This is a genomic window from Micromonospora desertarenae, from assembly GCF_056150265.1.
The window spans coordinates 303,886-326,224 of sequence record NZ_JAXCFQ010000002.1; the positions used below are offsets into that span (position 1 = coordinate 303,886).

A 22,339-nucleotide genomic window follows, 5' to 3' on the forward strand; every position below is an offset into this window, starting at 1 on the left:
GTTACGGTGGACGGGTGCGCGACCCGAACGTGTCCCGATCAGTCGCCGGTCAGCTCTCCCCGGAGCGCCGCGCCGACGACCTGCGCCGGCTCCGGGCCGAGCGGTTCGACGTGCTGGTCATCGGGGGTGGGGTGACCGGTGCCGGTGCCGCCCTGGACGCCGCCTCGCGCGGGCTGAAGGTGGCCCTGGTGGAGGCGCGCGACTACGCCGCCGGCACCTCCAGCCGCTCCAGCAAGCTCATCCACGGTGGCCTGCGTTACCTGGAGCAGTTGGAGTTCCACCTGGTCCACGAGGCGCTCACCGAGCGCGGCCTGCTCGCCACCCGGTTGGCGCCGCACCTGGTCCGGCCGGTCCCGTTCCTCGTCCCGCTCCCGGCCGGCCGGGGCGTCCGCGACCTGCCGGGGCGGCTCTTCCGCCGCTCCTACTACGGCGCCGGGGTGGCCACCTACGACGCCTTCGCCGGCGTCTTCGGCGGCGGCCGGGGCATGCCGCTGCACCGCCACCTGACCCGCGAGGGCGCCCGCCGGGTCTTCCCCAGCCTGAAGGCCGAGGGGCTGGCCGGCGCGATCCGCTACTACGACGGGCAGGTCGACGACGCCCGGCTGGTCGTCACCCTGGCCCGCACCGCGGCCAGCCTGGGGGCGACCGTGGTGAGCAGCGCCCGGGCCGTCGGGTTGATCCGGCAGGCCCGCGAGGTGACCGGGGTCCGGGTCCGCGACCTGGAGGCGCCGGCCGGTTCGCCGGGCGCCGAGTTCGAGGTGCAGGCGCGCACCGTCATCGCCGCCACCGGGGTGTGGAGCGACGACATGTCCCGGATGCTCAACGACGTCGGGCTGCGCCCCGGCATCCGGGTCCGCGCCTCGAAGGGCGTGCACCTGGTGGTGCCCCGCTCCGCGATCACCGGCGAGACCGGGCTGATCCTGCGGACCGCGACCAGCGTGCTCTTCGTCATCCCGTGGGGCGGGCACTGGATCATCGGCACCACGGACACCGACTGGCGACTCGACCGGTCCCACCCGGCCGCCTCCGCCCGTGACATCGACTATCTGCTCCAGCAGGTCAACACCGTGCTGGACCGGCCGCTCACCCGGGACGACATCGAGGGCGTCTACGCCGGGCTGCGGCCGCTGCTGGCCGGCGAGGCCGACTCCACCTCCAAGCTCTCCCGCGAGCACGCGGTCTTCGAGCCGATGCTCGGGCTGCTGCTGGTCGCCGGGGGCAAGTACACGACGTACCGGGTGATGGCCTCGGACGTGGTCGACCGGGCCGCCCGCCGGCTCGGCGGCGTACGCCCGTCGCGCACCGCCGACCTGCCGCTGCTCGGGGCGGACGGCTACGCCGCGATGTGGCGGGACCGGGCCGACCTGGCCCGCCGGCACGGCGTCCCGGTGGGGGTGGTCGAACACCTGCTGGAGCGGTACGGCACCCTCAGCCTCGACCTGCTCGCGCTGGTCGACGCCGACCCGCTGCTCGCCTCCCCGCTGGCCGGCGCACCGGAGTACCTGGCCGCCGAGGTGACCTACGCGGCCCGGGCCGAGGGGGCGCTGCACCTGGAGGACGTGCTCACCCGCCGGACCCGGATCTCCTTCGAGACCAGCCACCGTGGACTGGAGTCGGCCGAGCACGCCGCCGAACTGATGGGCGCGGTGCTCGGCTGGGACGCGGCGACCCGGGCCCGCGAGGTGGAGAACTACCGGGCCCGGGTGGCGGCCGAACGGCAGTCGCAGCAGATGCCGGACGACGTCGCGGCCGACGCGGCCCGGCTGGGCGCGCCCGACGTCCGCGGCTTCGCCCGGGACCGGGGTTCCGACGGCGACACGGCCGACGTCCCCTCCTCGTCACGGTAACCTAACCGGCCGGTAACGTTACGCAACGATCTCGGTCCGCTCGACGGGTTCCGACGCTACCTACGGTGGGGTAGGTTGCGGCGCGTGGTTTCCGCATTCCGGTCCCGTTTGGTGCTGTTCTCCGCCGCCCTGTTGGCCGTCAACCTCGCCGGCTGCACAAGCACCGGCAACGCCGACGACGAACCGACACCGCGACCGGCCGCGTCGGCGTCGGTGCAGCCCGGACTGGGCGGCGCGGCGACCATCGGGAAGGGCCAGGTCAGCCTGTTGCAGAAGCTCGGCTCCAGCGGCCCGCTGCGCACGCTCAACGTGTCGCCGGACGGCCGGTGGGAGTGCGTCGACTGCGCCGGCGACGGGGTGACCTCGTCGGGCACGCTCGGTGCCGAGCAGGTGCAGCGGCTCCAGGTGCTGCTGGACGACCCGCGGCTGCCGCAGGAGACCGACCAGGCCCGGCAGTACCGGGTGACCTGCATCGACGCGCTCACCTCCAGCCTGCTCACCTCGGTCGGCATGATCACCACCCAGGACTGTCCGGGCGAGGAGCAGCCGCTGGTGGCGTACGAGATCCTGCTGCTGCTCACCCAGGCCACCCCCGCCGAGCCCACGGCCTGACGCGGGCGCCGCCCGACGGCGGCCCGGTCCGCCGGACCGGGGCGCCGACGGCGCCGGCTCAGAGCACCTTGCCGGGGTTCAGCAGTCCGGTCGGGTCCAGCGCGGCCTTGACCGCCTGGTGCACCCGGACCCCGACCGGGCCGATCTCGCGGGCCAGCCAGTCCCGCTTGAGCAGGCCCACCCCGTGCTCGCCGGTGCAGGTGCCGCCCAGTTCCAGGCCGAGTCGCATGATCTCGTCGAAGGCGCGCCGGCCGCGGGCCAGGCTCGCCGGGTCGGCCCGGTCGACCACGATGTTCGGGTGCATGTTGCCGTCCCCGGCGTGCCCGACCACGCCGATCGGCACCTCGCACTCGGCAGCGATCCGGGCCACCCCGTCGAGCAGCGCGGCCAGCGCGCCGCGGGGCACCGCCACGTCGTCGATGACCAGTCCGCCGTTGCCGCCGGGGAAGGTGTCGGCGGCGAACTTCTCCATCGCCGGGTGCGCCAGCCGGCGGGCCTGCAACAGCGCCGCCGCCTCGACCGCGTCGGTGGCCGCGTACACCTCGTCGGCGCCGGCCGCCGTGCAGACCTCGGCCAGCGCGGCCAGGTCGTCGGCGGCCCGGGAGCCGGTGTCGGCGGCGGCCAGCAGCAGCGCCTGGGCGTCGGTGCGCAGCCCCATCGGCCGGTACGCCTCGATCGCCCGCAGGTGGGTCCGGTCGAGCAGTTCCAGCAGGCTGGGGGAGAGGCCCCGGGCGGCGATCCCGGCCACCGCGTCGCCGGCCGCCGCGGTGGACGGGAAGACCGCGACGAGGGTGAGCGACTCCGCCGGGGCGGGGCGCAGCGCCACGGTGACCTCGGTGATGATCCCGAGCGTGCCCTCCGAGCCGACGAAGAGCCGGGTGAGGTCGTACCCGGCGACCCCCTTGGCGGTCCGTCGCCCGGTGCGCAGCACCTCGCCGGAGGCGAGCACCACCTCCAGGCCGAGCACGTACTCGGTGGTGACGCCGTACTTGACGCAGCACATGCCGCCGGCGTTGGTGGCGACGTTGCCGCCGATCGTGGAGGACTCCCAGGAGCCCGGGTCGGGCGGGTACCACAGCCCCTGCTTGGCCACCGCGGCGGCGAGGGTCGCGTTGACCACCCCGGGCTGGACCACGGCGATCCGGCTGACCGGGTCGATCTCCAGGATGGCGTCCATCGCGACGGTGCTCAGCACCACCGCGCCGGCCACCGCGTTCGCCGCGCCCGCCAGCCCGGTCCGCGCCCCCTGCGGCACCACCGGTACGCCGTGCCGGGCCGCCGCCCGGACCACCGCGGCCACCTCAGCGGTGTCGCGTGGCCGGGTCACCACCAGCGGGGTGCCGGCGGCGCAGAGATCCGCCTCGTCCCGCTCGTGCATCCGGAGCAGGTCCGGGTCGGTCAGCACCGCGTCGTCGCCGAGCGCGGCCCGCAGGTCGTCGAGCAGGGGGGATCCGGCCATGCGGGGAAGGCTACGGTCGCCGTCGGGCGATCATCAACCGCCCCGGGTCGGGCTAGATTTGCCGCCATGCTCTATCTGGACCAGCCCGGCTGGCCGTGGCGGGGGCGGCTCTGGTCGCACCTGATCAGCGACGTCTCCCTGGCCGAGCTGCACGCCTTCGCCGAGATGCTGGGCGTACCGCGCCGGGGCTTCGACCGGGACCACTACGACATCCCGGCCGAACGGTTCCCGGCGGCGGTCTGGCTGGGCGCCCGGGTGGTGCCGAGCCGGGAGCTGGTCCGGCTGCTCCGTTCGGCCGGCCTGCGCCGGCCGAAGCACCTGGTCAGGTCGGCTCCCGATCGGGCGCCGGCCCGGTCAGCGCGGTCAGCTCGCGGGTGAGGTTGGCCCGGGCGACGGCCTCCCAGCGCCGGGCCAGCGGGGGCAGCCGGAACAGCGCCGGCAGGGCCAGCAGGCCGGCCAGCACCCGGGCCCGTCCGGCCCGGAACGCCGGCTCCGGCACGTGCCCGTACTCCCGGCGGACGGCGGCGGCGTACCGGTCGTACGCCGGCCTCGGCGCGGCCAGCACGGCCAGGTCGGCGTCGCAGAGCAGGGCCCCGTCGGCGTCGGCCGGGTCCACCGCGTGCCCGGCGGTGAGCAGCACCAGCCGGCGGACCTCGGCCACCGCGGCGGCCGGCACCCCGAGCCCGGTGAGCAGGGTCCCGGCCAGCGCGGCGCTGTCCCGTTCGTTGGCGTCCCCGGCCGCCCGGGGGTCGTAGACCGCGTCGTGGCACCAGGCGGCCAGCCGGACCAGGTCCGGCCGGCGGGCCAGCGGCGCGTACGCGTCCACCACGTCCAGCACGGCGGTCAGGTGCCGTGGCGTGTGGTAGTGCCGGTGCGGCTCCCGCCACCGGGCCAGCAGCTCCTCCCCGGCCGTGGTCAGGGCCGCCCCGTCGGGCGCCCCGGCCTCCCGGGCCGCCCGCCGCCACCGGTCGATCAGTTCCACCACCCGGACGAGTCTGCCGCAGATCGCCGAAGGCGAGGATTCACCCGCGGTGGTGCGGGTAGTCCCGGCCATGCCGCTGTCCCGGTACCGCACCCGCTCGCTGCTGCGCCGGGTCGTGCTGCACCGGAGGAGAGAGGAACCCGACTTCCCTCAGGTCGAGGAGGCCACCCGGGAGCTGCGGCAGCGCAGCAAGGCCACCCTGCACGACCGGCTGCACCGGGTGCGCCTGGCGATGGGGCTGGCGCTGCAGGCCGGGGTGGCCGCCGGACTGTCCTGGCTGGCGGCGCACGAGCTGCTCGGCAACCCGCAGCCGGTCTTCGCGCCGATCTCCGCGGTGGGCACGCTCGCCGTCTCGGTGGGGCAGCGGTTCCGCCGGACGGTGGAGCTGATCATCGGGGTGGCGATCGGCGTCTTCCTCGGCGACGTCCTGATCTACTTCGTCGGCACCGGACCGTGGCAGCTCGGACTGGTGGTCACGCTGGCCGTCATCCTGACCGTCTTCGCCGGCGCGAGCGTGGGGATCGTCATCCAGGCCGCCGCCACCGCCGTGCTGATCGTCACCCTGACCCCGTCCACCGAGAACCTGGAGATCCCCCGGTTCGTGGACGCCTTCGTCGGCGGCGGCATCGCCCTGCTGGTGACCGCGGTCCTGCTCCCGCTCAACCCGCTACGGGTGATCAACCGCGCCGCCCGACCGGCGCTGGACCTGCTGGCAGACCAGTTGGACGCGGCGGCCCAGGGGCTGCGCGAACGGGACCGGGACGCGGTCCAGCGGGCGCTGGAGCGGCTGCGCGACAACAAGGAGGAGTTGGCCACCTTCACCGAGGCGATCGAGGGGGCGCGGGAGACCGTGACCCTGTCGCCGGCCCGCTGGCACCGGCGCGACGAGCTCACCCACTACGCCGAGGCGGCCGACCCGATCGACCGGGCGATGCGCAACAGCGGCACGCTGATCCGCCGGGCGGTCACCCTGATCGAGGACGAGGAGCCGGTGCCGGAGCCGATGCCGGACGCGATCGCCCACCTCGCCGAGTCGGTCCGGCTGCTCAAGCACGAGTTCGCCGTCGGCGAGGAGCCGCAGCAGGCCCGGGAACGCTCGCTGCGCGCGGTCAGCGAGGCCGGCCGGGCGTACGCCCAGGGCGTCGGCTTCTCCGGCAGCGTGGTGGTCGCCCAGGTGCGTACCACCGCCAGCGACCTGATGGTGGCCTCCGGGATCAGCCAGGAGGACGCGAACCGGCTGGTCCGGCAGTCCTTCGGCGACCTGGAGCGGCCCCGCGGCGAGAGCGCGCCGGAGACCGCCCCGAAACCGCCGACCGCCCCGCCGGTGGGCTGACCCGCCCGGCCCCGCACGCCGTCCGCCGCGACCGGCGCCCGCCACCGCGGCCCGGTCAGCCGAGGGCGGCCAGCGCGGCGAGCAGCGTGTCCACCTGCTCGGCGGTGCTGCCCAGGCCGATGCTGGCCCGCAGCGCGGTCGGAGGCAGGTCGCGCCGGCCGCTGCGGTTCGCCGCCTCGGTGAGCAGCCGGCGGGCCAGCGGGTGGGCGCAGAACAGCCCGTCCCGGACGCCGATGCGGTGCTCGCGGGCCAACTCCGCCGCCACCGCCGACGAGTCCCGGCCGGCCACCACGAACGACACGATGCCCACCCGCGGCGCGTCCGGCCCGAAGGTGCGCAGCTCCACCACGTGCGGCAGCGCCGCGATGCCGTCCCGGAGCCGGGCCAGCAGCTCCTGCTCCTGGTCGTGCAGCGCGGCCCGGTCGGCGCCGTCGAGCGCCGCGCAGACCGCCGCCAGGGCCACCGCGCCGAGCAGGTTCGGGGTGCCCCCCTCGTGCCGGGCCGGGCCGGTCGCCCACCGGACGTCGTGGGTGGCCGCTCCGACGTGGCTGGTCGCGCCCCCGCCGGCCAGGTACGGCGGTGCGGCGTCCAGCCAGTCGCCCCGGCCGATCAGCGCGCCGGCGCCGAACGGCGCGTACAGCTTGTGCCCGGAGACGGCGAGGTAGTCCACGTCGAGGGCGAGCAGGTCGACCGGGGCGTGCGGGGCGAGCTGCGCGACGTCCACGGCGATCCGGGCGTGGTGCCGGCGGGCCACCCGGGCCAGCTCGGCCACCGGCCAGCGTTCCCCGGTCACGTTGCTCGCCCCGGTCACCGCGACCAGCACCGGCACCCCCGGGCTGCCGTCGCGGCGCAGCTCGGCGAGCGCGGCGTCCAGCGCGCGTACCGCCTCGCCCGGGGAGGCGGGCACCGGCAGCCGGACCGAGCCGCGCGGCCAGGGCAGCAGGTTGGCGTGGTGCTCGCCGGCGAAGGTGACCACCGTGGTGCCGGCCGGCAGTGCCCGGGCCAGCAGGTTCAGCGCGTCGGTGGTGTTGCGGGTGAAGACCACGTGGTCGTCGGCGCGGGCGCCGAAGAAGTCGCCGACGGTCTGCCGGGCCCGCTCGTAGGCGAGCGTGCAGCGCCGCGACAGCGCTCCGGCGCCGCGGTGCACGCTGGCGTACCACGGAAGCAGCTCGGCCACCGCGTCGGCCGCGGCCCGCGCGCACGGCGCGGTGGCCGCGTAGTCCAGGTTGATCTCGCCGGGCACGCCGAGCACGTCGAGCCCGGCCGGGGGCGCGGTGGGGGTGCGGTGCGACGGGGGTACGAGGGTGACGGTCATGGCACGACCTCCGGGTCCAGGGACCCCGGGGCGGGCGCAGGGCGGGGTCCGCGCTTGCCCGGCGCGCGGATCGGGCCGGGCCCGGTCATCACCCGGGGCACCCCACCGCGAACCTCGACGAGGGTTGCCGGCCAGCAAGCCGGGGCTTGACGCTGGCGCTCGTGACCTGTCCGCAGCATAGCGGCCGCCGATGCGCCCGGAACAGCGGGCCGGGGGTGACTACGCTGACCGCATGGCCGACACCCCGCCCGGCGGACCCCCACCGCCGTCGCCCACCGCGCCCGCCGTCGCCGTCGCGCCCGGCGGCGCCCCCGCGATGCCGGCCCGCCGGCTGGGCTGGCGACGGGTTCTCGTGCTGATCGGGGTGTTCCTGCTGATCGCCGCCTGTGCGATCTACATGGTGTCCGAGTTGAACGACGAGCTCGGCGTCGAGGCGCTGCTGATCGGCGTGGCCGCGGCGATCCTGCCGGTCCCGGTGCTGGTCGCCTGCTTCCTCTGGCTCGACCGGTACGAACCGGAACCGCTGAAGTACCTGGTCTTCTGTTTCGCCTGGGGAGCGTTCGTCTCCACCGCCGCCTCGCTGGAGGTCAACGGGTTCGCCGCCGGCGTGTTCGCCGAGATGGGCCTGCCGACCGCGCTCACCGCGGTGCTCGTCGCGCCGTTCATCGAGGAGTTGACCAAGGCGCTCGGGCCGATCCTGCTGCTGGTGTTCCGGCGCCGGGAGTGGTCCGGGATCACCGACGGCCTGGTCTACTGCGGGCTCTCGGCGGTCGGTTTCGCCATGGTGGAGAACATCCTCTACCTGGGCGGCTACGGCTACGCGTCGGGCGTGGACCGGTACGGCCCGGCGACCGGCGCGCAGCAGGTGATCGCGATCTTCATCGTCCGGATCCTGCTCTTCGGCTTCGCCCACCCGCTGTTCACCTCGATGACCGGGGTCGGCCTGGGCATCGCCGCACGGACGGCGGACCGGCGGGTCCGCTTCCTCGCCCCGGTCGCCGGCCTGCTGCTGGCGATGATGCTGCACGGCACCTGGAACCTGCTGCCGACCCTCACCCAGGCCACCGGGCAGGCGCTGATCATGCTGTACGGCTTCATCGGCGTGATGGTGCCGATCTTCTTCGGCATGGTCGGGCTGGCGGTGTGGCTGCGCGCCTGGGAGGGGCGGCTCACCGAGCGCACCCTGCCCGACTACGTCCGGGCCGGCTGGCTCACCCCGCCCGAGGTGGCCGCGCTGAGCAGCCTCGGGCGCCGGCACGCGGCCCGGGTGTGGGCCCGCCGGGTGGGCGGCGACGCCGGGGTGAAGGCGATGCGCGGCTACCAGTTCGCGGCGACCCGGTTGGCGCTGCTGCGCGACGGCGCGCTGCGCGGCCTGGACCGCCGGCCGGCGGACAGGGAACGGACGGCGCGGGAGGAACGGGAGCTGCTGGACGCGATCACCGCGTACCGGTCGTTCTTCGTGGGGAGGGATCCACAGGCGCCGGCCGGGGTCTGGGACGGGCGTCGCTACCACCTGCGCTTCCCGGACGGTTCCCAGCGGCCGGTGGAGGCGCCGGACGAGCCGGTGGTGCCGATCCCGGTGGTGCTGGCCCCGCCGCCACCGCCGCCGGTCTTCCCGGCCGGCTACGGCTGGCCCGGCCCGCGCCCGGCCGCGCCCTGGCCGCCCGGGCATCCCTGACGCCGGGGCCCCGCCCGGCGCCCGCCCCGGCGCGGCACCGTGGCGGCGCCCGGGCCGGTCAGGTCATCAGGCTGGTGAGGAAGTCGCCGAAGCCCTGAAACATGGCCATCAGCCCGGCCCCGATCGACTTGAACATCTCCGCCGCGCCCTCCGGCCGGAACGCCATGAAGTAGATCAGGAACGCGACGAAGCCCCAGAGCAACACCTTCTTCACCAGTTCCGGCATCGTCCCTCCCCAGGGCCGGTGGTGCGGCTGGCTTCCCGGCGGGGAGCGGTGCAAACGAGGCCGGCCACGCCGGCGGCCGGCCCCGGCCGATGTCGGCCGGAGCGGCGCACCGGGCGGGCTCGGTGCGGGACCGGGGCCGCGGCCGCGGCCGCGTCAGGCGGGGTGGCGGACCGGGTGGCGGGTGGTCGTGGGGCGGATCAGAGGTAGAGACCGGTGGAGTCGTTCTCCACCCGCTCGGCGGCGACGGCGTGCACGTCGCGCTCGCGCAGCAGCACGTAGCCGCGGCCGTGCAGTTCGACCTCGGAGCGGTCGTCGGGGTCGAAGAGCACCCGGTCACCGGAGACGATGGAGCGGACGTTCGGCCCCACCCCGACAGCGGTCGCCCAGGCCAGGCGCTTGCCCACGGCGGCCGTCGCCGGGATCACGATGCCGGCGGTGGAGCGGCGCTCGCCCTCGCCGCCCTCCATGCGCACCAGCACCCGGTCGTGCAGCAGCCGGATCGGCAGGCCGGAGTCGAGATTCTTGTCGGCGGTCACGCCGCAGACGCTACCGTGTCCGGGTCGGCCGGCGGCCCGGTGGTTAGGCCGCCCGGCACCGGGGCACTGGGTGGCGGAACTGCCCTACGGTGACGTGGTCAGGCGTATCCTGTGCGACCTGACACCGTGGACGGGCCGGTTCTCATGCCAGGAGGTGCGCTTGAGCCGCTTCGAGCGGGTACGCGGACGGCTGCGTCGCGCGTACGAGTCGGGACGCGAATCGGTGCGCTCCGGCCGGAACAGGTCCGCGGCGGTTCCCGAGCCGGCCGAGGTGGCCACCCCGGCCTCCCCGGGGCCGGCGGCCCCGGTGACGGCGACGGTGGTCGGGGCGGAGCCACCGGCCGCCATGCACAACTCCACGTCCAGCCGCGACGACGCGGACGTGCCGCACGCGCTGCGGATCGCCGCCGCCTGGTCCTGGCGGCTGATCGTGATCGGCGTGGTGGCCTGGGCGCTGCTGAAGATCGTCGGCACCATCCGGATCGTGATCATCCCGCTCGCCGTCGCCCTGCTGCTCTCCGCGCTCCTCGCGCCGGCGGTGGGCTGGTTGCTGCGGGCCCGCCTGCCCCGGTCGCTGGCGACCGCCGTGGTGCTGGTCGGCGGCCTGGCCGCGGTGATCGGCACGCTCACCCTGGTGGTGAACGAGTTCATCCAGGGCGTGCCGGAGCTCAGCGAGAAGTCCTCGGAGGGCGTCCGGCAGATCCAGAACTGGTTGAAGACCGGGCCGCTGCACCTCTCCGACGGTCAACTCGACCGCTACATCGACGAGGGGCAGCAGTGGATCAACAACAACACCGAGAAGTTCACCAGCGGCGCGCTCTCCACCGCGGCCACCCTGGCTGAGGTGCTCACCGGCACCCTGCTGGTGCTCTTCGCCACCTTCTTCTTCCTCCGCGACGGCAACCGGATCTGGCGGTTCCTGGTCCGGCTGCTGCCGGTGGCGGCGCGCTGGAAGGTCGACGACGCCGGCCGCGCGGCCTGGTCGACCCTGGTCGCCTACGTACGGGCGACGGTGCTGGTGGCCTTCATCGACGCGGTCGGCATCGGCATCTTCCTGGTCATCTTCGACATCCCGTTCGCCTTCCCGCTCGCCGCGCTGGTCTTCCTCGGCGCGTTCATCCCGATCGTCGGTGCCACCCTCTCCGGCGGCGTCGCGGTGCTGGTCGCCCTGGTCGACAGCGGCCCGGTGACCGCGCTGATCATCCTCGGCGCGGTGATCGGCGTGCAGCAACTGGAGGGGCACGTGCTCCAGCCGCTGATCATGGGCCGGGCGGTGGCCATCCACCCGCTTGCCGTGATCATCGGCATCGCCGCCGGGGTGGTCCTCGCCGGGATCACCGGCGCGCTCGTCTCGGTGCCGCTGATCGCCGTGCTGAACACCGCGGTCCGCCGGCTCGCCGCCCGCACCGTCCCGGACACCCCACCCGACGCCGTGGTGGTCGCCTCCCAAGCCCCCTGACCCCTCGAAGATCCGCGCACGTACAGAGAACGAGTGGCCTCTCCGGCTCGGAAGGCCACTCGTTCTCTGTCGGTGCGGGTTCTGGGGCGCGGGGTCAGGACTTGGCGAGGCGTTCGAGGGCGCCGCGGGCGACGTCGGAGCGGGTGGTGTACCAGAACGGCGGCAGCGAGCGGCGGAGGAACGGGCCGTAGCCGCGGGCGGTCTCCAGCCGCGAGTCGAGCACCGCCACCACGCCCCGGTCGCCGGTGGCCCGGATCAGCCGGCCCACGCCCTGCGCCAGCCGGACGGCGGCGATCGGCACGCTGACCGCGGCGAAGCCGGACCCGCCGCTGGCGTCCACGGCGGCGGCCCGGGCGGCGGCCAGCGGTTCGTCCGGGCGGGGGAAGGGCAGCCGGTCGATGACCACGAGCTGGCACGAGTCGCCCGGCACGTCCACCCCCTGCCAGAGCGACATCACCCCGAACAGGCAGCTGGAGCGCTCCTCGCGGAACCGGCGGACCAGCAGCGGCAGCGACTCCTCGCCCTGCAACAGCACCGGCAGGTCGGTCCGCGCCCGGACCAGCTCCGCCGCCTGCTGCGCGGCCCGCCGGGAGGAGAAGAGCCCGAGCGTACGCCCGCCGAGCGCGCCGACCAGCGCGAGCAGCTCCTCGCCGGCCGCCTCGGGCAGCCCGGAGACGCTGGGCCGGGGCAGGTGCGCGGCGACGTAGAGGATGCCCTGCCGGGCGTAGTCGAACGGCGAACCGACGTCCAACGCCCGCCAGCCCGGCCCGCCGGCCACCGCGCCGCCGGCCGTTCCCGATGCGTCGCCGGCCGTCGCGTCGGCGGTCGCACCAGGTGCGCCGCCCCTGCCGCCGTCGGCCGCCCCCGACCGTGCCGCGCCCGCCCCGCCGGCGCGCCCGGTCGAGGCGGCGAGGGCGGCGGCGGCCGGCGACGGTGGTGACGGCGGTGGGGCCTCCAGGCCGAGGGACCGGGCCACCGTGTCGAACCGGCCGCCCAGCGTCAGTGTGGCCGAGGTGGCGACCACCGTGCGGTCGGAGTACAGGTGGGTGGCGAGGGTGCCGGCGACCGAAAGCGGCGCGACCACCAGCGCCCGGCGCCCGGTGTTGTCGTTCTTCTCCACCCAGGCGACGTCGTGGTCGGCCTCCTCCAGCAGCCGCTGCGCGGTGTCGGCGAGCTCGTCGAGCACGGCCTTGGCCTGCTGCTTTCGGACCGGGTCGGGGTCGTCGGCCTTGATGTCGCCGATCGCGTCGAGCGCCGCGCGGGTGGCCGCGTCGAGCAGGGTGCACGCCTCGCGCAGCGGGCCGGGCAGGCCGGTGGTGATCCGGCCGGCGGGTGCCTCGGCGAGCCCGACCGCCAGCGCGTCGCCGGCCGCGGTGAGCGCCTCGGCCGTCTCCGGCCGCAGCAGCGGGCGGGCCCGGCGCGCGGACCGGTCGATCAGCTCCGGCACCAGCTCGGCCTGGGCCGCGGAGGAGACCCGGTCGGCCAGCTCGTGCGCCTCGTCGACGACGAGCAGCTTGTGTGGCGGCACGATCTGCCGGCCGGCGAGCATGTCCACCGCGAGCAGGCTGTGGTTGGTGACCACGATGTCCGCCTCCCGGGCCCGGGCCCGGGACGCCTCGGCGAAGCACTCGGCGCCGAACGAACAGCGGGACGCCCCGACGCACTCCCGGGCCGGCATCGAGACCAGCCGCCAGGCCTGGTCGTCGACGCCCGGGTCCAGCTCGTCGCGGTCGCCGGTGTCGGTCTCCGCCGCCCAGTCGCGCAGCCGCTGGACCTGCTTGCCCAGCCGCCCCGCCTCGCCCAGCCATCTGGTGCCGCCGCCGGGCCGGGCCGCCGGGGCGTCGAAGAGGGTGTCCTCCGGCTCCTCCTCGGTGGAGTTGTCGAGCCGGGCCAGGCAGAGGTAGTGGTGCCGCCCCTTGAGCACCGCGAAGGTGGGCCGCCGGCCGAGCAGCGGGGTGACCGCGTCCGCCAGCCGGGGCAGGTCGTGGTCGACCAGCTGGGACTGCAACGCCAGGGTCGCGGTGGAGACCACCACCGGCCCGTCCACGGTGAGCGCCGGCGCCAGGTAGGCCAGCGACTTGCCGGTGCCGGTGCCGGCCTGCACCAGCAGGTGCTCGCGGGCCGCCACGCACTCCTCGATCGCCGCCACCATCTGCTGCTGGCCCGGCCGGGCGGCGCCGCCGGGCACCGCGCCCACCGCCGCCGCGAGCAGCTCCGCGGCGCTCGGCCGCTCGCCCCGGCGCCGGCCGCCGGCGCGGGTCGACGGGACGGCGGAACCGGCGGCGGTACGGGGCGGGGTCACCGTGCGACGGTACCGGGCCGCGCCGACAGCGGCCGGCGGGCTCCGCCCGTGGCGAGGTAACGGTACGGACTCTCCGGGGGCGCCCGGTTACTTCCCGTGCGGCGGCCCCTGGGTGGAATCGGTTAGGGTGCGACTCATGCCGAGCGACGTGGTCCGCGTGATCTACCGCAAGTACGACGGCAGCGCCCACCGCGACTACCCGGCCCGTCGGCTGACCGAGGACGATCTCGGCGTCTGGCTCGGGGTGACCGCCGGCACGAAGTCCGTCTACCACGGCCGGCCGTCGGTCGAGCAGATCCCGTTCGTGCTGCTGGTGCCGCACCACGCCTGGTGGACCGGCATGTTCAACCCGCCCCCGCGCACCAGCGAGGTCTACTGCGACATCGCCAGCCCGGCCCGCTGGGAGAACGACGACACCGTCCACCTGATCGACCTCGACCTCGACGTGGTCCGCCGACGCGCCACCGGGGCGGTCGAGCTGCGCGACGAGGACGAGTTCGCCGAGCACCGGGTCCGGTTCGGCTACCCGGAGGAGGTGGTCACCGAGGCGGAGGCCGCCGCACGCTGGCTCTTCGGCGCGCTCGGCGACGGCACCGAGCCGTTCGCCACCTCGTACCGCAAGTGGCTCGCCCTGGTGGTCTGAGCCCGGCGGCCGGCGTCACCAGCGGGGCGGCCAGGCGTCCTGCGCGCCGAGCGGCGGCAGGTGCGCCACCTTCTCCGGGTTGAGCTGGTTGAAGATCCCGGTCACCCGGCCGTCGTGCACCGTGACCGCGCTGATCAGCCGGATCGGCCGGCCGTCGGAGTGCACCGTCTCCAGGTGCAGCCCGAGCACCCCGTCGACCAGCACCGGGCGGGCCCGCAGGGTGCCGGCGTAACGACCGGCGCGGCCGAAGAGGCCGAGGGTGAACCGGGCGACCTTCGCCACGCCGCGCACCGGCTGGCGGGCCGCCGGGAAGTGCCCGCCGCTGTCGCCGATCAGCACCACGTCGGGGGCGAGCAGCCGGACCAGCTCGGCCAGCTCACCCGACTCGGCGGCGGCCACGAACGCGGCGAGCACCCGCCGCTGCTCGGCGGGGTCCGCCGTGTGCCGGGGCACGTCCGGTGCGTTCACCGCCCGCCGGGCCCGGGAGGCCAGCTGGCGGGCGGCCGCCTCGCTGGTGCCGAGCACGTCGGCGATCCGGGAGAACGGGACGGCGAACACGTCGTGCAGCACGAAGGCCACCCGCTGCTCCGGCCCGAGGCGCTCCAGCACCACCTGGAGGGCGATGCCGACCAGGTCGGTGCGGACGGCCCGCTCGGCCGGGTCCGGGGCGTAACCGTCGGCGCGGGGCGCCTGGTCGAGTGGGGTCACCACCGGCTCGGGCAGCCACTGGCCGTGGTACGCCTCCCGGCGGACCCGGGCGGAGCGGAGCACGTCGAGGCAGATCCGGGCGCAGGTGGTGGTGAGCCAGCCGCGGAGGTTGTCGATCTCGGCGCGGGCCGCCGGGTCGGCGAGCGCTCCCGCGTACCGCAGCCAGGTCTCCTGCACGGCGTCCTCGGCCTCGCTCTGGCTGCCCAGCATCCGGTACGCGACCGCCAGCAGCCGCCCGCGTTCGGCCTCGAACTCCGTCGCCAGGTCCCGCACCGCCGCCCCCTCCCAAGGCCGGCACCGCCCGACCAACACACATTCTCCCGCCCGCGGGGACGCGCGCCGCACCCGGATTGTGACGAGCCCGCCGGCGAACGGGTCGATCGGCCGGTCGCCCGCACCGGAGAGGACGGCTTTCCGCCGGTACAGCGGGAGTGCACGAGGTCGGGGGCGGACCGCTCGACGGGCGGGATCGGCGGGGGTGGGTGATGATCCGGGGATGAGCGCGGGTGTCGAGACCGGGGTCGTGCCGCCGGTGGGCGGACGGCTGCGGGAGTTGCTGCGGGTGCCGCCGGGCGGGCCGGTCGAGCTGGGATCGATCGATCCGCGGTCCACGCCGGGGCTGCCCGGGCCGGAGGTGACCGGGGAACACCGCAAGGGCTGGGCCCGCGCCCAGCTGGAGCTGGTCGGCGCGGAGCTGGGCCGGCAGCAGGAGATGCTCTTCGCCACCGCCAAGGCCCGCTCGGCCGCCGGTGACGGCGACCCGGCCGGTCCCGCGCGTCCCGACGGTGCTCGGCGCGAGGGCGACCGGGCGGTCGAGCCGGGCGCGGCGGGCGCGGCGGGGGAGCGGCCGGCCGGGGGCGCCGGGCAGCGGGTGCTGCTGGTGCTCCAGGCGATGGACTCCGGCGGCAAGGACGGCGCGATCAAGCGGGTCGCCGGCGCGATGAACCCGCTGGGCCTGCACATCCGCTCCTTCGGGGCGCCCACCGCCGAGGAACTCCGGCACGACTTCCTGTGGCGGATCCGCCGCGCGCTGCCGCCGCCCGGGTACGTCGGGATCTTCAACCGCTCGCACTACGAGGACGTGCTGGTCGCCCGGGTCGAGTCGCTGGTGCCGGAGCCGGTCTGGCAGGCCCGGTACGACGAGATCAACGCCTTCGAACGGGAGCTGGCGGATTCCGGCGTGGTCCTGGTCAAGGTGCTGCTGCACATCTCGTACGCGGAGCAGGGCGAGCGGTTGCTGGCCCGGCTGGCCGACCCGCGCAAGCACTGGAAGTACGATCCCGCCGACGTCGACGCCCGGGCCCGCTGGGCCGACTACCAGGCCGCGTACGCCGAGGCGCTGAGCCGCTGCGGCACCCCGGCCGCGCCCTGGTACGTGCTGCCGGCGGACCGCAAGTGGTACCGGGACTGGGCGTTGGCGCACCTGCTCCGGGAGACGTTCGACACACTCCAACTCGGGTATCCGCCAGCCGGTTTCGACCTGCGGCACGAACGGGAGCGGCTGCTGGGACCTGAGAGATCGTCGCAGGTGAACAGTAGGTGAACGAGCGATGAATGCGGCCTGGCCAGGGGTGGGCCGCCGTATTCGCGGTTCTGCCGTTTCCTAGCATTCCCAGGCGGGCACCCCTTGGGGGCGGCCGCCACCCTTCCACCGACACGACGAGGTCCGTGCTGTGAAGTTTTCCTTCCGCCCGAACGAGGGCGCCTTCTACGAGCTCTTCACCAGGGCCGCGCAGAACCTGGTGCGGGGTACCGAGCTGCTCAACGAGCTGGCTCTGCCCGGGGTCGAGGTGCAGTCGGTCAGCGAGCGGCTCACCGAGGTGGAGCACGACAGCGACCAGATCACCCACGAGCTGTACAAGAAGATCAACTCCACCTTCATCACCCCGTTCGACCGGGAGGACATCTACCGGCTCGGCTCGCTGCTGGACGACGTGATGGACCACCTGGAGGCGGTCGGCAACCTGCTCTACCTCTACGGGCTGACCAAGCTCCCGTCGCTGCCGCGCGAGATGCACGAGCTGGTCAACGTCCTCGACCAGCAGGCCAAGCTGACCGCCGAGGCGATGCCCCGGCTGAAGTCGATGAAGGACCTCGAGGACTACTGGATCGAGTGCAACCGGCTGGAGAACGACGGCGACCAGGCGTACCGGATGCTGCTCGTCCGGCTCTTCTCCGGCGAGTACGACGCGCTGACCGTGCTGAAGATGAAGGAGGTCGCCGACGAGCTGGAGGCCGCCTGCGACGCCTTCGAGCACGTGGCCAACACCGTCGAGACCATCGCGGTCAAGGAGTCCTGATCCTGTGAGTCCCGAACTCATCGCCGTGCTGGCGGTGATCGCGGTGGCCCTGGCGTTCGACTACACCAACGGCTTCCACGACGCTGCCAACGCGATCGCGACCAGCATCTCCACCCGGGCGCTGACACCCCGGGTGGCCCTGGCCATGGCGGCCGTCGGCAACTTCATCGGCGCCCACTTCGGCGCCGAGGTGGCCAAGACCGTCGGCAGCGGGCTGGTGAAGCTGCCCACCGGCACGGCGAGCCTGGGCATCGTCTTCGCCGGCGTGGTCGGCGCCATCGTCTGGAACCTGATCACCTGGTACTTCGGCCTGCCGTCGTCGTCCTCGCACGCGCTGATCGGCGGCCTGGTCGGCTCGACCATCGCCGCCTCCGGCACGGTGCTCTGGACCGGCATCGGGGAGAGCGTCATCATCCCGATGGTGCTGTCGCCGATGGTCGGCTTCCTGCTCGGCTACATCGTGATGATCGCGGTGCAGTGGATCTTCCGGAAGGGGCACCCGGGCAAGCTCAACCGGGGCTTCCGCTGGGCGCAGACCGCGTCCGCGGCGGCCATGTCGGTCGGCCACGGCATGCAGGACGCCGCCAAGACCATCGGCATCGTGGTGCTCGCCCTCTTCGTCGGCGGTTACCAGGACGACCCGACGCACATCCCGGAGTGGGCGTTCTGGACCTCCGCCGCCGTGCTGGCCGCCGGCACGTACGCCGGTGGTTGGCGGATCATCCGGACCCTGGGTCGGAAGATCATCGACCTCAAGCCGCCGGAGGGCTTCGCGGCCGAGACCGTGGCCAGCTCGGTGCTCTACTTCAACGCGCTGGTGTTGGGGGCCCCGATCTCGACCACGCACACCATCACCTCGGCGATCATGGGGGTGGGCGCGACCAAGCGGCTCTCCGCCGTGCGCTGGGGCGTGGCCGGCAACATCGTCGGCGCGTGGATCCTGACCTTCCCGGCCGCCGGCACCATCGGCGCGCTGATGTACCTGCTGGCCCGTCCGCTGTTCAGCTGACCGGCCGACGTCGAGGGGCCCCGCCGCACGGCGGGGCCCCTCCGCGTTTCCCGGCGGTCAGGTGTAGTCGACGCCGATCTGGGCGCGGATGGTGTCCAGCAGGGCCATCACCTCGAGGGTGGCCGAGTGTGGCACCAGGGGGCTCTCCAGCAGGCCCTCGGCCAGGCAGCGCTGCACCTCGATCGCCTCGTGCTGGTAGCCGCCGCCGACCAGGTCCGCGTCGATGGTCTCCGGTTCGGCGCCGGCCCGGTGCAGGGTCACCCGTCCGGGCCGGTAGAACGGCTCGGGCAGGTCGATCCGCCCGGTGGTGCCGGTGATCGCGGCGGTCAGCGGGGTGACCCCGGTGATGCCGCAGCTGAGCGTGGCGACCGCCCCCGAGTCGTAGCCGAACACGATGCCGGTGTTCTCGTCCACCCCCTCCGGGCTGAGCTTCGCCCAGGCCCGTACGTGCTGCGGGACGCCGAGCAGCAGGTGGGCCAGGCTCACCGGGTAGACGCCGAGATCCAGCAGCGCGCCGCCGCCCAGGGTGCGGGCCCGCATCCGGTGTTCCGGCGGGAACGGCCCGGCCACCCCGAAGTCGGCCTGAACGCTGGTCACCGTGCCGATCGCGCCGTCGGCGACCAGCGCGCAGACCCGCCGCAGGAGCGGGTTGGTCCGCATCCACATGGCCTCCATCAGGAAGATCCCGGCGGCCCGCGCGGTGTCGACCAGCTCGGTGCTGGTGGCCAGGTCGAGGGTGATCGGCTTCTCCACCAGCACCGCCCGGCCGGCGGCGAGGCAGGTCAGCGCCGCCTGGTGGTGCGCGGCGTGCGGGGTGGCCACGTAGACCACGTCCAGGTCGGCGTCCGCGGCCAGCTCCGGCCAGGAGCCGTACGCCCGCGGCACGCCGTGCCGGCGGGCGAACCGCTGCGCGCTCTCGGCGGTACGCGAGCCGACCGCGACCAGTTCGGCGCCCGGCACCAGCCGGAGGTCTTCGGCGAAGCGGCCGGCGATGTGGCCGGTGGCCAGGATGCCCCAACGAGTCATGCCGGCAACCGTAGCGACGATCAACAGGGCGGGGCGCGGCCCACCCGGCAGGTGGGAACTAGGCTCGCCGCATGACGATCGACAGCGACGGCTTCGCCGCCCCGCCGGCGCTGGTGGAGCACGCCCGCCGGTTCCGCGCCGAGGGCGGCACCCCCGCGGTGCCGCGGGTGGCGGCCACCGTACTGCTGCTCCGCCCGGCCGACGCCGGCTTCGAGGTCTACCTGATCCGCCGGGTCGCCGCGATGGCCTTCGGCGGGATGTACGCCTTCCCGGGCGGCGGCGTCGACCCGTCCGACTCGCAGGCGCACCCGGGCTGGGCCGGTCCGGCCCCGGCCCGGTGGGGCGAACGGCTCGGGCTGGACCCCGCCGCCGCCCGGGCGGTGGTCTGCGCCGCGGCCCGGGAGGTCTTCGAGGAGGCCGGGGTGCTGCTGGCCGGCCCCGACCCGGCGACAGTGGTCGGGGACGTCAGCGGCGACGACTGGGAGGCCGCCCGGGTCGCCCTGGAGCAGCGCCGGGTCGGCTTCGCCGATCTGCTCGCCGAGCGCCGGCTGACGCTCCGCTCGGACCTGCTGCTGCCGTGGAGCCGGTGGATCACCCCGGAGTTCGAGCCGCGCCGCTTCGACACGTACTTCTTCGTGGCGCTGCTGCCCGAGGGGCAGCGGACCCGGGACGTCTCCGGCGAGGCCGACCGGACGCTGTGGGCCCGCCCGGCGGACGCCCACGCCCGGGCCGAGGCGGGCGAGCTGACCATGCTCCCGCCCACCCTGGTCACCCTCGCCCAGGTGGCCGCCGCCGGCGACCTCGACGGGGTGGTCCGGGCGGCCGCCACCCGGGACGCCGCCACCCCGATCACCCCCCGCCTCGACCTCCCCGAGCACGGCCAGCCCCGCTTCCGCCTCGGCTGAGGCTCGCCCCGACAGGGAAAGAGTGGCCATTGCCGTGAGGAATGGCCACTCTTTCCGAGGAGGCACTACAGCCGGCCGCGCCGCCGACGGCGGGGTGTCAGCCGAAGCGGCCGGTGATGTAGTCCTCGGTCTTCTTGACGCTCGGGTTGCTGAAGATCTTCTGGGTGTTGTCGTACTCGATGAGGCGGCCCGGGTCGCCGGTCTTCTCGATGGAGAAGAAGGCGGTCCGGTCCGAGACCCGGGCGGCCTGCTGCATGTTGTGCGTGACGATGATGATGGTGAACTTGTCCTTGAGCTGGAACATCAGGTCCTCGATGGCCAGCGTGGAGATCGGGTCGAGCGCCGAGCAGGGCTCGTCCATCAGCACCACCTGCGGCTCGACGGCGATCGTGCGGGCGATGCAGAGCCGCTGCTGCTGACCGCCGGAGAGGCCGGCACCGGGCTTGCCGAGCCGGTCCTTCACCTCGTCCCAGAGGTTCGCCGAGCGGAGCGCCCGCTCCGCCGCCTCCTCCAGGATCGACTTCTTCCGGACGCCGTTGAGCCGCAGCCCGGCCACCACGTTGTCGAAGATGCTCATGGTGGGGAACGGGTTCGGCCGCTGGAAGACCATGCCGATCATCCGACGGACCGCTGTGACGTCCACGTCCCGCTGGTAGATGTCCTGGTCGTCGATGGTCAGGCTGCCCTCGACGCGGGCACCGGGGAGCACCTCGTGCATCCGGTTGATCGACCGCAGGAAGGTGGACTTGCCGCAGCCGGACGGGCCGATCAGGGCGGTGACGGTCTTCGGCTCGACGGTCAGGCTGATGTTCTCGATCGCCTTGAAGCCGCCGTAGTAGGCGGTGACGTTCTCCGCCTCGATGCGCTTGGCCATGGTGGTGGTACCTCCGGGGTTCATCGGCCGAGCCGGTTGCGACGGGCCAGCAGCTTCGCCGCGATGGTCAGGATCAGCACGAGCGCGACCAGGGTCAGTGCCGCGGTCCACGCCCGGGCCGGCGCGTACCGGGAGGCGTCGCCGGCCTGCTGGTAGACGAAGAGGGCCAGCGACGACTGGTTGTTCTCGAACGGGTTGAAGTTGATCGCCGCCCCGCCGCCGGCGACCAGCAGCACCGGCGCGGTCTCGCCGGCCGCGCGGGCGATGGCGAGCATCACGCCGGTGACGATGCCGGGCAGCGCGGTCGGCAGCACGACCCGCAGGATGGTCTTCCACTTCGGCACGCCGAGGGCGTACGCCCCCTCGCGCAGCGGCGCCGGGACGAGACGCAGCATCTCCTCGGTGGAGCGGACCACGGTGGGCAGCATCAGCACGCTCAGCGCCAGCGCGGCGGCGAAGCCGGAGAAGCCGGGCCGCCCGTCGTTGAACACCGGCGAGACGATCAGCACCCAGAACGCCAGCACGAACAGGCCGGCGACGATGGACGGGATGCCGGTCATCACGTCGACGAAGAAGCGGATCGCGAAGGCGAACTTGCCCCGGCCGTACTCGACCACGTAGATGGCGCAGAGGATGCCGAGCGGGACGGTGATCAGGGTGGCGATGCCGACCTGCTGGAGCGTGCCGACGATCGCGTGGTACGCGCCGCCCTCCGGGTCCCGCGCCCCGATGTTGTTCATCGAGGTGAGGAAGAAGTTGCCGTCCAGCCGCTCGGCGCCCTTGCTGAGCAGCGTCCAGACCACCGAGGCCAGCGGCAGGACGGCCAGCACGAACGCCGAGTGGATCAGCGCGCTCCAGGTGCGGTCGCGGGCCGACCGGCGGCCCTCCACCGCGTTCGCGGCGGCGAAGAGCCCGCCCAGGTAGAGCAGCGCCCCGACCACCACGACCAGCACCGGGCCGCCGATGCCGGCGCCGTACACGATCGCGGCGGCGACCACCACGGCGGCCAGGGCCAGGGCCGGCGGGACGTACCGCGGCAGGCGCTTGGCCCGCAGGGTGACCGGCTGGGCCGGCGGCTGCTGACGGTGGGTGGTGACGGTGGCGCTCATGCCGGCACTCCGCTTC

20 protein-coding genes, 2 pseudogenes and 1 riboswitch are annotated in these 22,339 nt (G+C 74.5%); of the genes and pseudogenes, 11 read left to right on the top strand and 11 right to left on the bottom strand.

Annotation, left to right across the window (positions count from 1 at the left end; all coding sequences use genetic code 11):
• Nucleotides 1–29: 29 nt before the first annotated feature.
• Both SM577_RS04395 and SM577_RS04400 read left to right on the top strand, forming a co-directional pair.
• On the top strand, nucleotides 30–1,847 hold the full coding sequence (locus tag SM577_RS04395) for a glycerol-3-phosphate dehydrogenase/oxidase (protein ID WP_302921018.1): 1,818 nt from the start codon (nucleotides 30–32) through the stop codon (nucleotides 1,845–1,847).
• 84 nt (nucleotides 1,848–1,931) lie between these two features.
• Entirely contained in the window at nucleotides 1,932–2,459 is a 528-nt protein-coding gene (locus tag SM577_RS04400) for a hypothetical protein (RefSeq protein ID WP_474586350.1), read from the top strand.
• Between the two features lie 58 nt (nucleotides 2,460–2,517).
• On the opposite strand, the gene SM577_RS04405 is transcribed toward SM577_RS04400, so the two are convergent.
• The gene (locus SM577_RS04405; protein ID WP_302920765.1) at nucleotides 2,518–3,918 is read right to left on the bottom strand and encodes an FAD-binding oxidoreductase; all 1,401 of its coding nucleotides are present in this window, start codon (nucleotides 3,916–3,918) and stop codon (nucleotides 2,518–2,520) included.
• A gap of 66 nt (nucleotides 3,919–3,984) precedes the next feature.
• Here SM577_RS04405 and SM577_RS04410 point away from each other — a divergent pair, with 66 nt between their 5' ends.
• On the top strand, nucleotides 3,985–4,296 hold the full coding sequence (locus SM577_RS04410; protein WP_474586351.1) for a DUF4031 domain-containing protein: 312 nt from the start codon (nucleotides 3,985–3,987) through the stop codon (nucleotides 4,294–4,296).
• On the opposite strand, the gene SM577_RS04415 is transcribed toward SM577_RS04410, so the two are convergent.
• The gene (locus SM577_RS04415; protein ID WP_474586352.1) at nucleotides 4,241–4,903 is read right to left on the bottom strand and encodes an HD domain-containing protein; all 663 of its coding nucleotides are present in this window, start codon (nucleotides 4,901–4,903) and stop codon (nucleotides 4,241–4,243) included. The two genes, SM577_RS04410 and SM577_RS04415, sit on opposite strands and share 56 nt — an antisense overlap.
• Before the next feature lie 46 nt (nucleotides 4,904–4,949).
• On the opposite strand from SM577_RS04415, the gene SM577_RS04420 reads away from it, so the two are divergent.
• A complete protein-coding gene (locus tag SM577_RS04420) occupies nucleotides 4,950–6,233 on the top strand; it encodes an FUSC family protein (RefSeq protein WP_474586353.1) in 1,284 nt (427 codons plus the stop codon).
• A gap of 55 nt (nucleotides 6,234–6,288) precedes the next feature.
• On the opposite strand, the gene SM577_RS04425 is transcribed toward SM577_RS04420, so the two are convergent.
• Nucleotides 6,289–7,548: an aminotransferase class V-fold PLP-dependent enzyme gene (locus tag SM577_RS04425; RefSeq protein ID WP_474586354.1), complete on the bottom strand. Its 1,260-nt coding sequence runs from the start codon at nucleotides 7,546–7,548 to the stop codon at nucleotides 6,289–6,291.
• Between the two features lie 45 nt (nucleotides 7,549–7,593).
• Nucleotides 7,594–7,715: riboswitch (SAM riboswitch) on the bottom strand.
• A 23-nt stretch (nucleotides 7,716–7,738) separates the two neighbouring features.
• Between SM577_RS04425 and SM577_RS04430 the strand changes: the two genes are divergently transcribed.
• Nucleotides 7,739–9,226, top strand: coding sequence for a PrsW family intramembrane metalloprotease (locus SM577_RS04430; protein WP_474582346.1), 1,488 nt, complete (start codon nucleotides 7,739–7,741; stop codon nucleotides 9,224–9,226).
• 58 nt (nucleotides 9,227–9,284) lie between these two features.
• Here SM577_RS04430 and SM577_RS04435 read toward each other — a convergent pair whose 3' ends face one another.
• Complete coding sequence (locus tag SM577_RS04435) at nucleotides 9,285–9,452, bottom strand: hypothetical protein (protein ID WP_302920772.1); 168 nt, start codon at nucleotides 9,450–9,452, stop codon at nucleotides 9,285–9,287.
• A 197-nt stretch (nucleotides 9,453–9,649) separates the two neighbouring features.
• The gene (locus tag SM577_RS04440; RefSeq protein WP_302920773.1) at nucleotides 9,650–9,988 is read right to left on the bottom strand and encodes a GroES family chaperonin; all 339 of its coding nucleotides are present in this window, start codon (nucleotides 9,986–9,988) and stop codon (nucleotides 9,650–9,652) included.
• A gap of 106 nt (nucleotides 9,989–10,094) precedes the next feature.
• Here SM577_RS04440 and SM577_RS04445 point away from each other — a divergent pair, with 106 nt between their 5' ends.
• Complete coding sequence (locus tag SM577_RS04445) at nucleotides 10,095–11,447, top strand: AI-2E family transporter (RefSeq protein ID WP_474582360.1); 1,353 nt, start codon at nucleotides 10,095–10,097, stop codon at nucleotides 11,445–11,447.
• 94 nt (nucleotides 11,448–11,541) lie between these two features.
• Here SM577_RS04445 and SM577_RS04450 read toward each other — a convergent pair.
• Nucleotides 11,542–12,225, bottom strand: a pseudogene (locus SM577_RS04450) (ATP-dependent DNA helicase); the annotation flags it as partial.
• Between the two features lie 156 nt (nucleotides 12,226–12,381).
• Nucleotides 12,382–13,749: pseudogene (locus tag SM577_RS04455) on the bottom strand (ATP-dependent DNA helicase); the annotation flags it as partial.
• A gap of 136 nt (nucleotides 13,750–13,885) precedes the next feature.
• Between SM577_RS04455 and SM577_RS04460 the strand changes: the two are divergent.
• Complete coding sequence (locus SM577_RS04460; RefSeq protein ID WP_302920776.1) at nucleotides 13,886–14,392, top strand: DUF402 domain-containing protein; 507 nt, start codon at nucleotides 13,886–13,888, stop codon at nucleotides 14,390–14,392.
• A gap of 15 nt (nucleotides 14,393–14,407) precedes the next feature.
• Here the strand turns inward: SM577_RS04460 and sigJ are convergent, their stop codons facing one another.
• A complete protein-coding gene (sigJ, locus tag SM577_RS04465) occupies nucleotides 14,408–15,373 on the bottom strand; it encodes an RNA polymerase sigma factor SigJ (RefSeq protein WP_302920777.1) in 966 nt (321 codons plus the stop codon).
• Between the two features lie 223 nt (nucleotides 15,374–15,596).
• Here sigJ and SM577_RS04470 point away from each other — a divergent pair, with 223 nt between their 5' ends.
• The 3 genes from SM577_RS04470 to SM577_RS04480 all read left to right on the top strand — a co-directional run bounded on the left by SM577_RS04470 (nucleotide 15,597) and on the right by SM577_RS04480 (nucleotide 18,409).
• Nucleotides 15,597–16,643 (top strand): PPK2 family polyphosphate kinase, encoded by a 1,047-nt coding sequence (locus tag SM577_RS04470; protein WP_474586355.1) that lies wholly within the window; start codon nucleotides 15,597–15,599, stop codon nucleotides 16,641–16,643.
• A 130-nt stretch (nucleotides 16,644–16,773) separates the two neighbouring features.
• Nucleotides 16,774–17,400, top strand: coding sequence for a DUF47 domain-containing protein (locus SM577_RS04475; protein WP_088996260.1), 627 nt, complete (start codon nucleotides 16,774–16,776; stop codon nucleotides 17,398–17,400).
• A 4-nt stretch (nucleotides 17,401–17,404) separates the two neighbouring features.
• Nucleotides 17,405–18,409, top strand: a complete 1,005-nt coding sequence (locus tag SM577_RS04480; protein ID WP_302920779.1) for an inorganic phosphate transporter — start codon at nucleotides 17,405–17,407, stop codon at nucleotides 18,407–18,409.
• Between the two features lie 57 nt (nucleotides 18,410–18,466).
• Here SM577_RS04480 and SM577_RS04485 read toward each other — a convergent pair whose 3' ends face one another.
• Nucleotides 18,467–19,435 (bottom strand): Gfo/Idh/MocA family protein, encoded by a 969-nt coding sequence (locus tag SM577_RS04485; RefSeq protein WP_474586356.1) that lies wholly within the window; start codon nucleotides 19,433–19,435, stop codon nucleotides 18,467–18,469.
• A gap of 71 nt (nucleotides 19,436–19,506) precedes the next feature.
• On the opposite strand from SM577_RS04485, the gene SM577_RS04490 reads away from it, so the two are divergent.
• A complete protein-coding gene (locus tag SM577_RS04490; protein ID WP_302920781.1) occupies nucleotides 19,507–20,340 on the top strand; it encodes an NUDIX hydrolase in 834 nt (277 codons plus the stop codon).
• A 97-nt stretch (nucleotides 20,341–20,437) separates the two neighbouring features.
• On the opposite strand, the gene pstB is transcribed toward SM577_RS04490, so the two are convergent.
• Together pstB and pstA are read right to left on the bottom strand one after the other, a co-directional pair.
• Nucleotides 20,438–21,214: a phosphate ABC transporter ATP-binding protein PstB gene (pstB, locus tag SM577_RS04495; protein WP_302920782.1), complete on the bottom strand. Its 777-nt coding sequence runs from the start codon at nucleotides 21,212–21,214 to the stop codon at nucleotides 20,438–20,440.
• Nucleotides 21,215–21,234: 20 nt separating this feature from the next.
• Entirely contained in the window at nucleotides 21,235–22,323 is a 1,089-nt protein-coding gene (gene pstA, locus SM577_RS04500) for a phosphate ABC transporter permease PstA (protein ID WP_302920783.1), read from the bottom strand.
• Nucleotides 22,324–22,339 lie beyond the last annotated feature (16 nt).